This is a genomic window from Sulfurimonas sp. NW7 (assembly GCF_051132265.1).
GTDB lineage: Bacteria > Campylobacterota > Campylobacteria > Campylobacterales > Sulfurimonadaceae > Sulfurimonas > Sulfurimonas hydrogeniphila.
This window is the reverse complement of the sequence record NZ_CP093235.1, coordinates 1,190,263-1,204,274: the sequence shown is the minus strand read 5'-3', so window position 1 is coordinate 1,204,274 and position 14,012 is coordinate 1,190,263. Positions and strand designations below refer to the sequence as shown.

General features: G+C 37.3%; 16 protein-coding genes, 1 tRNA gene and 1 other RNA gene. 15 read left to right on the top strand and 3 right to left on the bottom strand.

Annotated elements, in window-relative coordinates; genetic code table 11:
• Positions 1-41: 41 nt before the first annotated feature.
• The 6 genes from sucC (at position 42) to MLC35_RS06325 (ending at position 5,346) form a co-directional block, all read left to right on the top strand.
• Positions 42-1,217: an ADP-forming succinate--CoA ligase subunit beta gene (gene sucC / locus MLC35_RS06350; protein ID WP_151900270.1), complete on the top strand. Its 1,176-nt coding sequence runs from the start codon at positions 42-44 to the stop codon at positions 1,215-1,217.
• Positions 1,218-1,220: 3 nt separating this feature from the next.
• The gene (gene sucD / locus MLC35_RS06345; RefSeq protein ID WP_151900271.1) at positions 1,221-2,096 is read left to right on the top strand and encodes a succinate--CoA ligase subunit alpha; all 876 of its coding nucleotides are present in this window, start codon (positions 1,221-1,223) and stop codon (positions 2,094-2,096) included.
• A gap of 326 nt (positions 2,097-2,422) precedes the next feature.
• Positions 2,423-2,773 carry a 4Fe-4S binding protein gene (locus MLC35_RS06340; RefSeq protein ID WP_151900272.1) on the top strand — a complete coding sequence of 117 codons (351 nt, stop codon included), beginning with the start codon at positions 2,423-2,425 and terminating at the stop codon, positions 2,771-2,773.
• Positions 2,770-3,924 carry a 2-oxoglutarate synthase subunit alpha gene (locus tag MLC35_RS06335; RefSeq protein ID WP_151900273.1) on the top strand — a complete coding sequence of 385 codons (1,155 nt, stop codon included), beginning with the start codon at positions 2,770-2,772 and terminating at the stop codon, positions 3,922-3,924. Before MLC35_RS06340 ends, MLC35_RS06335 begins: the two co-directional genes overlap by 4 nt.
• Positions 3,924-4,778 carry a 2-oxoglutarate ferredoxin oxidoreductase subunit beta gene (locus tag MLC35_RS06330; protein ID WP_151900274.1) on the top strand — a complete coding sequence of 285 codons (855 nt, stop codon included), beginning with the start codon at positions 3,924-3,926 and terminating at the stop codon, positions 4,776-4,778. The genes MLC35_RS06335 and MLC35_RS06330 overlap by 1 nt, the downstream gene beginning before the upstream one ends.
• Before the next feature lie 10 nt (positions 4,779-4,788).
• Entirely contained in the window at positions 4,789-5,346 is a 558-nt protein-coding gene (locus MLC35_RS06325) for a 2-oxoacid:acceptor oxidoreductase family protein (RefSeq protein WP_151900275.1), read from the top strand.
• Between the two features lie 95 nt (positions 5,347-5,441).
• Here MLC35_RS06325 and MLC35_RS06320 read toward each other — a convergent pair whose 3' ends face one another.
• On the bottom strand, positions 5,442-6,059 hold the full coding sequence (locus MLC35_RS06320) for a TetR/AcrR family transcriptional regulator (protein WP_151900276.1): 618 nt from the start codon (positions 6,057-6,059) through the stop codon (positions 5,442-5,444).
• Between the two features lie 174 nt (positions 6,060-6,233).
• On the opposite strand from MLC35_RS06320, the gene rnpB reads away from it, so the two are divergent.
• The 4 genes from rnpB to MLC35_RS06300 all read left to right on the top strand — a co-directional run bounded on the left by rnpB (position 6,234) and on the right by MLC35_RS06300 (position 7,675).
• Positions 6,234-6,560, top strand: an RNA gene (gene rnpB / locus MLC35_RS06315) — RNase P RNA component class A.
• A 135-nt stretch (positions 6,561-6,695) separates the two neighbouring features.
• Positions 6,696-6,902, top strand: coding sequence for a hypothetical protein (locus MLC35_RS06310; RefSeq protein ID WP_151900277.1), 207 nt, complete (start codon positions 6,696-6,698; stop codon positions 6,900-6,902).
• Between the two features lie 74 nt (positions 6,903-6,976).
• Positions 6,977-7,522 carry a response regulator gene (locus MLC35_RS06305; RefSeq protein WP_151900278.1) on the top strand — a complete coding sequence of 182 codons (546 nt, stop codon included), beginning with the start codon at positions 6,977-6,979 and terminating at the stop codon, positions 7,520-7,522.
• A 78-nt stretch (positions 7,523-7,600) separates the two neighbouring features.
• Positions 7,601-7,675, top strand: a tRNA-Glu gene (locus MLC35_RS06300).
• A gap of 181 nt (positions 7,676-7,856) precedes the next feature.
• Here MLC35_RS06300 and MLC35_RS06295 read toward each other — a convergent pair.
• A complete protein-coding gene (locus tag MLC35_RS06295) occupies positions 7,857-10,115 on the bottom strand; it encodes a glutamine--tRNA ligase/YqeY domain fusion protein (RefSeq protein ID WP_434579676.1) in 2,259 nt (752 codons plus the stop codon).
• Positions 10,116-10,306: 191 nt separating this feature from the next.
• Between MLC35_RS06295 and gltX the strand changes: the two genes are divergently transcribed.
• Together gltX and MLC35_RS06285 are read left to right on the top strand one after the other, a co-directional pair.
• Positions 10,307-11,572 (top strand): glutamate--tRNA ligase, encoded by a 1,266-nt coding sequence (gene gltX, locus MLC35_RS06290; RefSeq protein ID WP_434636219.1) that lies wholly within the window; start codon positions 10,307-10,309, stop codon positions 11,570-11,572.
• Positions 11,569-11,847: a YggT family protein gene (locus MLC35_RS06285; protein ID WP_151900281.1), complete on the top strand. Its 279-nt coding sequence runs from the start codon at positions 11,569-11,571 to the stop codon at positions 11,845-11,847. The genes gltX and MLC35_RS06285 overlap by 4 nt, the downstream gene beginning before the upstream one ends.
• 11 nt (positions 11,848-11,858) lie before the next feature.
• Here MLC35_RS06285 and MLC35_RS06280 read toward each other — a convergent pair whose 3' ends face one another.
• Complete coding sequence (locus tag MLC35_RS06280) at positions 11,859-12,314, bottom strand: hypothetical protein (protein ID WP_434636216.1); 456 nt, start codon at positions 12,312-12,314, stop codon at positions 11,859-11,861.
• Between the two features lie 97 nt (positions 12,315-12,411).
• Here MLC35_RS06280 and mobB point away from each other — a divergent pair, with 97 nt between their 5' ends.
• From mobB to MLC35_RS06265, 3 genes are read left to right on the top strand one after another with little or no spacing between them, the layout of a single operon-like run.
• Positions 12,412-12,915, top strand: coding sequence for a molybdopterin-guanine dinucleotide biosynthesis protein B (gene mobB, locus MLC35_RS06275; RefSeq protein ID WP_151900283.1), 504 nt, complete (start codon positions 12,412-12,414; stop codon positions 12,913-12,915).
• 12 nt (positions 12,916-12,927) lie between these two features.
• Entirely contained in the window at positions 12,928-13,770 is an 843-nt protein-coding gene (locus MLC35_RS06270) for a class 1 fructose-bisphosphatase (protein WP_346388782.1), read from the top strand.
• On the top strand, positions 13,754-13,960 hold the full coding sequence (locus MLC35_RS06265; protein ID WP_151900285.1) for a hypothetical protein: 207 nt from the start codon (positions 13,754-13,756) through the stop codon (positions 13,958-13,960). Before MLC35_RS06270 ends, MLC35_RS06265 begins: the two co-directional genes overlap by 17 nt.
• Positions 13,961-14,012: the final 52 nt, after the last annotated feature.

Below are 14,012 nucleotides of genomic sequence, written 5' to 3'. Positions count from 1 at the left end.
CTTAAAAACAAGCGTCTTTCAATTTTAAACAAGGAGAATAAATGAATATACATGAATATCAGGCAAAAGAAATTTTTGCTGAGTATGGTGTTCCGACACCAAAAGGTAAAATTGCAAACTCGGTGGAAGAGGCTGTAGAAAATGCAAAAGAGTTAGGTGGGCCTGTCTGGGTTGTAAAAGCACAAATACATGCAGGTGGTCGTGGACTAGGCGGTGGTGTAAAACTGGCTAAAAGTCTTGATGAAGTAAAACAGTATGCCCAGGAAATTCTTGGTATGACTTTGGTGACACACCAAACAGGGCCGGAAGGAAAACTTGTACAAAAAGTATATATAGAAGACGGTGCTGACATTAAAGACGAGCTTTACCTTTCTGTAGTACTTGACCGCGCACAGGAAATGCCGATTATCATGGCTTCTACCGAAGGCGGGATGGACATAGAAACTGTAGCAGAAAAAACTCCGGAAAAAATCATTAAAGTTACTGTTGATCCTTCTATCGGATTTCAAGGGTTTCATGGTCGTGAATTGGTTTTCGGTCTTGGGATTACAGATAAAAACGAGCAGCGTAAAATGATTGATTTTGCTTCTAAACTCTATAAACTTTATATGGACAAAGATGCAGAGATGATCGAAATCAATCCGCTTGTAAAAACCGGTTCTGGAGACTTTATTGCACTTGACGGCAAAATGGGATTTGATGATTCGGCACTTGGGCGTCATCCTGAACTTGAAGCAATGAGAGATATTTCAGAAGAAGATCCGGATGAGCGTGAAGCTGCCCAGTATGGTCTTTCTTATATTGCGCTTGATGGTGAAATCGGTTGTATGGTAAACGGTGCAGGGCTTGCTATGGGAACAATGGATACTATTAACTATATGGGCGGAACACCTGCGAATTTCCTTGATGTCGGGGGAAGTGCAAATGCAGAAACGGTTGCAAAAGGTTTTGAAATAATTTTGAAAAATCCAAATGTTAAAGCCATTTTTGTAAATATCTTTGGCGGTATAGTCAGATGTGACCGTATCGCAAACGGTATACTTGAAGCTACAAAACTTGTAGATGTTCATGTACCGGTTATTGTTCGTCTTGATGGTACAAATGCTCCAGAAGCAGCAGAGATTCTTAAAAATGCAAATATACCAAATGTAATTCCAGCGACAGACTTGGCAGACGGTGCTGCAAAAGCTGTTGCTGCAGCAAAAGGAGAGTTATAAGATATGTCAATTTTAGTAAACAAAGATACAAAAGTAATCGTTCAGGGTTTTACCGGGAAAGAGGGTACTTTTCATGCAGAACAGTGTATTGATTACGGTACAAATATTGTCGGTGGTGTAACACCAAACAAAGGTGGTGAAACACATTTGGGTAAACCGGTTTTCAATACGGTCAAAGATGCGGTTGATGCAACCGGTGCAACTGTTTCTATGGTTTTTGTTCCGCCTGCATTTGTTGCAGATGCTGTAATGGAAGCTGCAGATGCAGGAATTGAACTTGCTGTAATCATTACAGAAGGGGCTCCGGTCAAAGATATGATGTTTGCCAAGCAATATGCTACTAAACACAATATGAAAACAATAGGGCCAAACTGTCCTGGTATTATCACTGCCGAAGAGTGTAAAATCGGAATTATGCCTGGAATGATTTTCAAAAAAGGCAATGTCGGACTCATTTCCAAATCCGGAACACTTACTTACGAAGGTGCCAACCAGGTTGTAAAAGAAGGATTTGGTATTTCTACTGCTGTTGGTATCGGCGGGGATCCGATTATCGGACTTTCATACAAGCAGATTCTGCCAATGTTTGAAGCTGATCCTGAAACAGAGGCAATTGTAATGATTGGTGAAATCGGCGGAGACCTTGAGATTCAGGCGGCAAAACTGATAAAAGAGCAGATAACAAAGCCTGTTGTCGCTTTTATAGCAGGGCAAACAGCTCCTAAAGGAAAACGTATGGGTCATGCCGGTGCGATTATTTCCGGTAGTGCAGGTACTGCAAAAGAAAAAATGGAAGCTCTTGAAGCTGCCGGTGTTAAAGTTGTTGTTTCTCCAGCAGAAATCGGAAAAGCTGTTGCTGAAGTTTTAGCAAAAAAATAATTTATTTTTATACTCTTTCACAAAAACTTTCTGAAAATATTAATTTTCCAGAAAGTTTTTTTCCTCTTTTTTTATAATTTATATCTCTTTTTAATCTTTTAAAATCTCACTGCTTGTGTGTAGATACTAAACGGTATATGGTTTTTATAATTTATACTTTAATTTTATTTTTTAAAATTTCAATATAAGTGTGTAAATACTAAACGTTATATGCTCTTTTTAGCAATAAACATCAACTTTTATAATCAAGTTGATAATGATTTGCTATACTCTTAATATGCAAACTAATATACATAGTTAATTTGTACTTAACAACAGGAGAATAAATGGGAACTTTTAAAACTGAAAACCCAGGAAATGAACCAGTATGGGTAAACACGAACAATTGTAAAGCGTGTGACATTTGTGTGTCTGTGTGTCCTTCCGGTGTATTAGGAATGGTATATGACCCAACATCAACACTGGGTGCAATGATATCAATTGATTATCCGGAAGATTGTATCGGGTGTAATGAATGTGAACTTACATGTCCGGATTTTGCTATTTATGTAGCAGACAGAAAAGAATTGAAAGCTGCAGGAAAAAGTTTTGCAAAACTAACTGATGAAGCGAAAAAAAGACAAGCGGAAATTGTTGCAAACAATTATATGTCTGTGAAACAAAAAGGAGCTAAATAATGAGAGAAGTTATCTCGACAGGTAATGAATTAGCTGCAAAAGCTGCAGTAGAAGCAGGAGCAAGATTTTTTGGAGGATACCCTATTACTCCATCATCTGAAGTAATGCATGAATCTTCTGATTTATTGCCAAAGGTCGGTGGTGTCTGTATTCAGATGGAAGATGAAATCGGGGGTATTTCAGCTGCTATCGGTGCATCAATGACAGGTGTTAAATCTTTTACAGCTACATCTGGTCCTGGTATCTCTTTAAAAGCGGAGCAGATTGGTCTCGCTTTTATTGCTGAAATTCCATTGGTTATCATCAATGTAATGCGTGGCGGTCCTTCTACAGGTCTTCCTACTCGTGTTTCTCAGGCAGATATCGGTCAGGCACAGTATCCTACACACGGTGACTATGCGTCTATCACTCTATGTGCAGGTTCATTAACTGAATGTTATACACAAACAGTACGTGCATTTAACCTGGCTGAAAAATATATGACTCCTGTTTTTATGCTTCTTGATGAAACAATCGGGCACATGCACGGAAAAGCTGATTTGCCGGATATTGAAGAAATTGACGCTGCTATTGTAGACCGCGAAAGATTTCATGGCAATCCGGAAGATTACAAGCCATATAAAGCTGAAATGAACAAACCTGCGGTACTTAACCCTATGTTTGAAGGGTATAAATACCACATCACAGGTTTGCATCACGGAGACGAAGGTTTTCCTACCGAAGATGCAGAGCAGTGTGAATTTAACATTGAGCGTTTAGTCGGTAAGATAAATACAGTACACTTGGAAAATGGCGGACTTGATGACCTTCCTGATTATGAAGAAGTTGATTTGGAAGATGCTGATGTTTGTATCATTGCCTATGGTTCAATTGCTCTTGGTGCTTATGAAGCTGTTAAAAAACTTCGCTCAGAAGGTATCAAAGCAGGACTGTTCAGACCAATTATGTTGTGGCCGTCTCCTATTAAAAGATTAGAAGAGATTGGAAAGAAATTTGAAAACAGAATTATGGTGACTGAACTCAATATGGGTCAGTACTCAAAAGAAATTGAACGCGTTATCAAACGTAATGATTTTACTACTTTACTCAAAGCAAACGGTCGTCCGATCGCACCGGCAGAAATGGTAGCAAAAGTTAAGGAGATGATTTAATGGCATTTAATTATGATAAATATTTACGTGTAAACAAGATGCCGACACTATGGTGTTGGGGTTGTGGTGATGGTGTTATTTTAAAAGCGACTATCCGTGCAATTGAAAAAATGGGATGGGATATGAAAGATGTTTGTATCGTATCCGGAATAGGGTGTTCTGGTCGTTTTTCTTCATATATCGACTGTAATACTGTGCATACAACACACGGTAGAACTGTTGCGTATGCTACAGGAATCAAACTTGCCAAGCCGCATGCACATGTCATCGTTGTTGCAGGTGACGGTGACGGACTTGCAATCGGAGGAAACCACACTATTCACGGCTGTAGAAGAAATATTGATTTGAATTTTATTCTGATCAATAACTTTATTTATGGTCTTACAAATTCACAGACTTCCCCGACAACTCCTCGCGGTATGTGGACTGTTTCTCAAAAGAACGGTAACATTGATCCGACTTTTGATGCCTGTAAACTGGCAATCGGAGCAGGGGCGTCTTTTGTAGCGCGTGAGTCTATGACGGACCCTAAGAAACTTGAAAAAATTCTTGTAAAAGGTTTTTCTCATAAAGGTTTCTCATTTATGGATATCTTTTCCAACTGTCACATCAACCTTGGCCGTAAAAACAAAATGGTTTCTGCAATGGATAACCTGAAATGGATTGATGAAATTACACTTCCGCTGAAAAAATGGGAAGCACTCTCTGAAGAAGAACAGCTTAACATTTTTCCAACCGGTGTTTTAAGAGAAGTTGAACAAGAAGAGTATTGCGATATGTATGCTGAAATTCAAAAAGCAGCACAAGGGCAACGTCCTAAAATCACTCAAGATGATTTTGAGAAAAAAATATAAGGGGTTATAGATGAGACATACTTTAAGATTTACTGGTGTTGGTGGACAGGGTGTTCTCCTTGCCGGTGAAATTATGGCTGCCTGTAAAATTAAAAACGGTGGATATGGACTAAAAACAGCTACTTATACTTCTCAGGTTCGTGGTGGTGCAACTGTTGTTGATATTACACTTGATGATGAAGAGATTCGTTATCCGTATGCAAATGAAGGTGAAATTGATTTTATGCTTTCTGTTGCAGATGTTTCTTATCACCAGTTCAAAAATGGTGTAAGACCCGGAAACAAGATAGTTGTTGATCCAAATCTTGTACACCCGACAGAAGAAGACAGAAAACTGTGGGATATTATTGAAATTCCTATTATTACGATTGCAAAAGAAGAGGTCGGGAATGTAATTACCCAATCTGTTGTTGCTTTGGCAATTACAAACACAATGACCGGTGTACTTCCGGAAGAGTCTTTGATTGAAACAATGCTTTCAAAAGTTCCGCCAAAAGTTCATGAGGCAAACAAAAAAGCATATGCGCTTGGAAAAGCCTATGCTTTAGATGCGATGGGAACAAAATAACTTTTAACCTTTAGCATAAAAAAGCAGTTCTTTATCAGGAACTGCTTTTTTAAAACAAGTATTTGATATTAATTAGTATCTAATATTCTATAATATCATATTTTGATGCTTTCCCAAAAAAAATCTACATGTTTTTCAAATTGTGTCGCAAGTGAATTTGTCGAACAGGCATCAAATCTCAGTAATGTAACCTGAAGCCTGATATAAAAGAGGGTGCTGATAAACTCATAAGCAATAAGCATTGGATCGCAAGAGCGAATTAAAGAGTTTTGCATCATAATGAAAAATCCTTCTGAGAGCAAGGCAATGTTTTTATCATGGTATTGGCTCATAAACTGTTCTCTGAGGCTTTTATTTTGCATAAGCTCAATCATGAGCAGCCTGAACATGTTTTCGTTTTTTTTGTCAAATGTCAGCATTTTATACTGCATGGTATATTTTTGTAAAAACGGTTTCCCCCTAAATGCCAATTCTTTCACTTCGTCTTCTGAAAACGAAAAGGGCGAAGAGAAGATATTTTTAGCAACTTCAAGAAATATCTCCTCCTTGTTCTTGTAGTGATTGTATAAAGCACTCTCTCTTATTCCAACTTCAGCAGCAATTTTACGCACACTGGCTCCTTTGTATCCGTAGTGTGAAAAGAGGGCGGTTGCGGCTGTAAGTATTTTCTCTTTTGTTGTGTTTTTTTTCTTTATATCCCTGTTTTCAGGCATTTAAAGCTCCTTTACTTCTAAAAGTGAACAATTGTTCTTGTATATGCAATTATATATGAACAGTTGTTAATATCTTCTTAAATACAAGTGAACGATTGTTCTTATTACTGCATACAAGTATGAACAGATGTTCATGCTCTGGCCTTTGTTTAGAATTTTTATGTATAATTCCATCAGGCATAAGAGATAGTAACTTGAACCTGTATTCAAGAGGAAAGTCCGAGCTGCTGTAAGACAGTGTTCCATTTAACTAATGGCCGTAGCAATACGAGGGAAAGTGCAACAGAAAACAAACTTCTACCTTTTGGTAGTAAAGGTGAAAAGGTGGTGTAAGAGACCACCAGTCTTTATAGCGATATAGAGAGCTTGTAAACCCAACATGGCAGCAAGAAACAAATGGTTAGCGTCTTACAATGCTATTGTTTCGCTAGAGGCACAACGCAAGATGTGCAGTAGATTAATGCTATCACTACAAAACTCGGCTTATCTTATGCCTGAAAACCACTCTCAAGAGAGCAGATGATTTTTCAAGAGAATTTACATTATGTTAACCAATATACATATTGTTTAATATGAACTATTTCAAAGACTCTATAGAGAATAAACACTCGAATAAACTCCAGGAACAGATACACAATGGAAAGAAAAGAACAACTTATCAAAGATATACAAAACCTTCTCAACAGCTATGATGGCATACGCCCTACTTCTATTAATCCTGATTTATTACAATTTATGGATGAAAAAACTCTTATAGACACAATTGATGCTTTGTTGACACAAAAAGAAAAAAACAGTGTTTCTGATACAGAGTGGCTTGAGCAATTTAAGACAAATTCTTGAATTTGTTGATAAATGTTAGCGTTATTAACTATTTGTAGTGTATAATATAACAAATTAAAATATAGGAAAAAACAATGGGTAATTTAGATTTAATTCAATTAACAGAACAGACAAAAAAACTTACAGCTATGGTTGTAGAAGATGAAAAAGTAACGAACGAACTTTTGAGTTCTACGTTTAAAAACTTTTTTGCAAAAGTGGAATCATGTTTCGACGGTGATACGGCATTAAAAGTATATGAGCAGATGAAACCGGATGTAGTTTTTGTTGATATTATTATGGAAGGAATGGACGGGATAGAACTTTCTCGTAAAATTCGCGAAATTAATCCAAGTCAAATCATTATAGTGATCTCTGCAAGTAACGATATGGAAAAAATTTCTGCATCAATTGAAGTGGGTGTAAACAGTTTTATTCAAAAGCCTATTGACACGAAAAAAATTATAGAGCTTTTAGGTAATGTTGTTTCTATGGTGGCTAAAAAGAAAAAAGTAGAGACAAAAACATTTTCAATCTCTCTTCCTTTGGATTTATACGAAACTGTAAACGAGAATGCAAAAGCAGAAAGTATTTCTAAAAATGCCGTCATTATCAGAGCACTTCGCAGCTTTTATGAATAATTAACGAAATATATAGATTTTATCTTTTTTTAAGGATATTGTCTATATAATTTCGGCTCAACAAAAGTTGAGCATGTTGGCCCCGTCGTCTAGCGGTTAGGATCCATGGTTTTCATCCATGTTACAGGAGTTCGATTCTCCTCGGGGTCACCAACTTTTCTTCCTTTTTCCCAATCATAAAATATCATCTATACAACTGTCAAATACAATAATACACTCGCCTATTCAAAAATCATTCGGAACCCGTACTTTCAATGCTAAAGAAAGAGTGCGGGCTTTGTGCCTTTAATAACTAAGGCCAGGAGGTTGTGAAAAAATATCGCCAATTCTAATATCAAATCGCCAATTTTTGTTTTACAAGCTCATTGACAATTTTAGGATTTGCTTTACCCCCTGTCTTTTTCAATACCTGTCCTACAAAGAAACCAAACAGCTTGTTATTCCCTGCTTTGTATTTTGCCACATTATCAGGATTGTTTGCAATAACTTCATCAATAACAGGTAAAATTTGAGCCGGATCACTGATCTGCACCAGCCCTTTTGCTTGAACTATCTGCGTCGGGTTTTCTCCACTCTTTGACATATCCTCAAACACCTGTTTGGCAATTTTACTTGAGATAATATCTTCTTCAATCATTTTTGCCAGTTGTGCTATATGCACGGGGCCGAATTTCAGCGTCTCTGCATCTGTGTTTTTAAGCACTCTGGCTACTTCATTGACTACAATATTTGAGAGTGTGACAGGCGCGTTACATGTACAGAGTGCCTCTTCAAAAAAGTCACAGAGAAAAGCATCACGAGCCAGCGTATTTGCAACCTCATTGTTGAGTTTCAGTGTATCTGTATATTTTTCAAATACTTTTTTTTGTTCCTCTGTCATAGGTGTTACTTCACCGTCTATTTGTACCTGTTTGGCTTTTTGTTGTGTTGCCTGCTGTTTTGGTTTTTCTTTTTTCGTCCAGGAGTCTTTCAGTCCGACAATTTTGTTAAATACAGGGTGCGCATCGCTGTAATCAACCGGATCAGCATAAAAATAGCCTTGTCTCTCAAACTGAAACCTCTCATCCGGTTTTTCAAGTATCACAGCAGGTTCAATCAGCGCATTTTTAATGATTTGCAAAGAGTTTGGATTTAAGTCTTCAATCCCCTCCGGTGCTTCAGTTTTAAACAGTCTGTCGTACAGACGGATCTCTATTTTTTTTGCCTCTGCTGCGCTCACCCATTGAATGGCACTTTTTACTTTGATGCCGCTTGTATCTTTCGTACCGCTTTTGGAATCGGGATAATACTCTGCTTTTATTTCTGTAATATTTCCATCGGCATCTTTAATGATCTCTTTACATGTAATGATATAGCCGTGTCTTAGTCTCACAGGCTGTTCAGGAGTAAGACGGAAGTAACCTTTTGGAGGATTCTCTTCAAAGTCTGCCCGTTCGATATAAAGCTCTTTTGAAAAAGGAATCTTTCTTGAACCCTCTTTTGGAACATCATGCGGATAGTACGGTGCCTCAATTTCCTCAGAACCTTCATAGTTTTCAATTGTGACCTTCAAAGGGTCCATCACGCACATGACACGGGGAACTTTTGTGTTTAAATCATCGCGTATAGAAAATTCAAGCTGTGCAACATCAACCACAGAGTTTGCTTTTGCTATACCGATTTGCTCACAAAAATTTAAAATGGACTCCGGTGTGTATCCTCTCCTTCTGTACCCTGCAATTGTAGGCAGACGAGGATCGTCCCATCCGCTTACATAGCCTCCCTCAACCAGTTCCAAAAGTTTTCTTTTGCTCATAACCGTATAGTTGATATTGAGCCGTGCAAATTCATACTGATAGGGACGAGGCGGTTTCAGTTCAAGCGTATCGAGTACCCAGTCGTAAATATCACGATTGTTTTCAAACTCCAAGGTACAAATTGAGTGTGTGACTCCCTCTATATAATCAGACAAACAGTGTGCAAAATCATACATCGGGTAGATTGACCATGTATCCCCTGCTCTAAAGTGATGTGCATGTCTTATACGGTATAAAAGCGGGTCTCTCATTTTCATATTGGCTGCACCCATATCTATCTTAGCCCGTAAAACATGCTCACCGTCTTTAAATTCGCCCTTTTTCATTCTTTGGAAAAGATCGAGATTTTCTTCAACACTTCTGCTTGCATATTTACTACGCTTTCCGGGCTGTGTAACAGTGCCGCGGTATTGGCGTATTTCATCTTCGCTCAGACTGTCGACATAGGCTTTGCCCATTTTAATAAGCTGCACCGCATAATCATATATCTGAGAAAAATAATCAGAGGTAAAATAAAGATTCTCACCCCAGTCAAATCCAAGCCATCTGACGGCATCTTCAAGAGCTTCTACATACTTTGTATCTTCTTTTGTCGGATTGGTGTCATCCATTCGCAGGTTGCAGTGACCGTTATAATCACGGGCAATACCAAAATTTATAGATATGGACTTGGCATGTCCGATATGCGGAAAACCGTTGGGCTCGGGCGGAAACCTTGTTACTATCTCTTTGTATTTTCCTGATTTTAAATCATTTTCAACTATTGTACGTAAAAAATCTTTTTTTTTATTATTCATTGTTTTTAAACCTTTTATTATCAGCCATTGAGTCTTTTTAGTCTTTTAAAAATACAAAGCCCGCACGCGAAAGTACGGGTCTTGAGAAACTGCTTCACTTAATGGCATTGAAGGAGTACATTTTAACAAATCATAGCTTATAATTAATCAAAAGTTTGTTAGAATTACAAAAAAATTATCTAGGAATGTTAATGCTAAGATTTGCGTCCAGCCCTATTGGAGACATGCATATAAATGATTTAAGAATTGCACTCTTAAACTACATTGTATCAAAACAAAAAAATGAAGATTTCATTGTAAGAATAGAAGATATAGACAAAAAAAAAGTTATGCACAATAAAGACCAGGAAACCCTGGATATTTTAGGGCTTTTTGGAATTGAATATTCTCACGTGGTGTATCAAAGCCAAAACCTTCGTTTTCATTCGGCTATGGCTCTGCAACTTTTGCATGAGAAAAAAGCTTTTTCCTGTTTTTGTTCCGATGAATGGTTGCAAAAAAAGCGCAGTGAAGCAGAAAAAGCGCAAAAAGAGTACCATTATGATGATGCATGCAGAAATCTTCCTGCCGAACTTGTCATTGACAATACAGCCCCTTTTACTGTAAGAATAGTACGTCCTGATACACCAGTCATTGTAAAAGACCGGCTTAAAGGTGCAATCAGTTTTGAACCTGATGCTGTTGACAGTTTTGTGATCATGAATCACGATAAAACGCCTACCTATGATTTTGCCTGTGCGGTAGATGATATGCTGAGTGATGTTTCAATGATTATTTGCGATGAAAAATATCTCAACAATACACCAAAACAGGTACATGTAAGAAACCAGCTCCAATATAACAAAGAGATTGAGTATGCCCACCTGCACGGTATACAGAACAGTGTCAGTGTAAAACAGCTTTTGGAAGAAGGATATTTGCCCGAAGCTATTTCAAATTATTTAATATCAATCGGCAGCAATCCTCCAAAAGAGATTTTTACACTCAAAGAAGCGACAGAATGGTTTGACCTGGACAAACTTGCAGATAATCCTGTCCGTTTTGATCAGGATAGGCTGAAACAGATCAACAAAGAGCATTTAAAAAACCTGGATGCAACAGAGTTGTCTCGTTATGTAGGATTTGCCGACCCGGAAATCGGAGAACTTACACGTATTTATCTTGAAGAAGCGGGGACTACAAAAGAGTTGAAAGAAAAAATTGCTTCTATTTTTGCAAAAAGAGTTACTGCCCACGAATCTGCAGAAGAAATGAAGTCAATGGCAAAAGCGATAAAAAATGCGCCCTACTTTGAAGAGTATAATGATTTTAAAAACTATATCATGGATAAAACAGGGCTTAAAGATGAAAACTTTTTAAAACCGTTGCGTATACTTCTTACAAATGCCGAACATGGGCCTGCTATAGAAAAAGTATATAAATATCTGAAAAACTATCTGAAGGAGATTATCAAATGAGTGCATTAGTTGAAATTATACAGGGGATCGGCGGAATTTTTATAGGACTTGTAAATGTCTATATCTGGGTGATTATTATTGCAGCGCTGCTGAGTTTTGTGAATCCCGATCCATATAACCCTGTTGTGCAGTTTCTTCACAGAGTAACAAATCCGGCATACGCGTTTGTAAGAAGATTTATGCGAACAGATTTAAATGGTCTGGATTTCGCACCGCTTATCATTATTATAGCACTGCAGGTTCTTATTGTAATTTTACAGTCCATACTTTATTAAAGGTGTCCTCTTCAACGTTTAAAAGTCAGAATTGTACTGTTTTGTCCTAATTGGATTTTTAAATGCAAAGTCTCTTTGTTCTGCTTTGCAAATCCGACAAGGTAGTACTTGTTCCATTTTGCATGAAATGATGTAAGTGCTGTAAATTCATTTTGGACAGGTAATGATTCTACAAGGATTGCAGGTTTTTCGTTGAGATAAAATTCTACTTTGCTCTTTTTGTTTTTTTTATAAAGATAGAGATAGAAATATTCATAATCTTTGTAAATTTTCGGATCTGTTTTGTTTAAATACACAGCAGTTACAATTGCGACTACGTCAGCTTTTGTATTGACAACTTTGCTGCTTTGCAGATTGTCTTCGGCCAACTCTTGAGAATTTTTTAAATGAAATCTTTCAAATGCATTTTTTTGCGCGCACCCCCCAAAAGTTATCAGTAATAAGAGTATTGGTAGTAAAAATTTCATTTTTTGGCCCTATTCTTTTTTGGAATTATATCTTATTAAACTCTTCTTTTGTATAATGGCCTAAAATTTTTAAAGAAAAGTCACAAGGACTTATATATTGAAAAAAAGATTAGCAGTTGCATTTACCGGACCCTCTAACAGCGGTAAAACAACATTGATACTCAAAGTTGCCAGAAAACTCATACATGAACATCATTTGGAAGTAGCTATCATAAAGCATGACCCAAAAGACAAGGCTAGATTTGATGTTGTTGGTAAAGACAGTTACAAATTCAGTGATACCGGGGCAGAAGTCATTGTGACTTCTCCAAACAGAACAACCTACTTTTCACACCGTCATGCCGATTTGGATGAAATGATACGCATGTTTCGTGATTTTGATATTTTACTCGTTGAAGGGCTGAAAAATCTGCCTCTGCCAAGAATAAGTATATTTAGAAACAGTATAGATGAAGATTACTTTCCTTATATGAATGCGCTTGCTGTTGATGAAAGTATAGATATTGAAAAATACACTTTGCCAAAAGATGTTGATGTTTTAGATTTAAATGACACAGATGAAGTGATAACATGGATACAAAAAAATGCAAAAAAAGTTTAAAAAGGAAAAAAAATGAGAGATATATTTGATGCAATTCAAAAAAGTGCCAAAAGAATTAAAGAAGCAATTGATACAAAAGACATAGGATACTCACAGCTCGAAAACAGTTCTGGCGAAACACAGCTTGAACTTGACATAAAATGTGACATGATTATTGAAGAAGAATTTTCCAAAGTTACTTCTATCCATACGGTTGCCAGTGAAGAAAAAGAGCATGAAGAGGTTTTGCATGAAAACGGCAAATATTTTATTGCCTACGACCCGCTTGACGGTTCATCATTAATAGATGTAAATTTGAGCGTAGGATCGATTTTTGGCATTTATGAGGGTGCGTTTGGAACACAAAAAATGGTTGCTGCCTGCTATGTTGTTTATGGTCCGCGCGTTGAAATGGTCTTTTCACAAAACAAAACAAAGCTTTATCTGCTGCAGGCCGGTGAATTTGAGTTTGTCAAAGAGATACGACTCAACGAAAAAGGCAAACTGATGGCTCCGGGAGGAACGCAGCAAAACTGGAAAAAATACCACAAAGCCATGATAGACGGTTTTTTTGCAGAGGGATACCGTCTGCGATACTCCGGCGGTATGGTACCTGACCTGCATCAGATTCTGCTCAAAGGCGGCGGACTTTTCAGCTATCCTGCTACAAGTGATAAACCAGAAGGAAAACTTCGCCGTTTGTTTGAAGTGTTTCCTTTTGCTTTTGTGTTTAAAACTTCAGGAGGAGAGGCCGTTGACGGAAAAGATGAAATTTTAACTCTTGGTCATGCACATATTCATGATACTTCACCATGTTTTTTTGGTTCAAAATATGAAATAGACCGAGTGAAAGAAGTATATGCAAGAAACGCATAAAAAGCCTAAAGACAAATTTGAACTGCATCTTGATGAAATGATACAAAAAGTTCAGGAGTGTCAAGAGCAAAAAAATCATAAAAGCTGCAGTGTGTGTGAGCACTATTTTGGCTGCGAGCTGCGAAATGAATATATAAAAGCCGTTTATAACAGCATGTCAAAAGGCGAAACAGGCGGTTTTGAATTTTAATACTATTGGCAATAGTAAACATTTTAGATAAAATACACTAAATATTTAACAG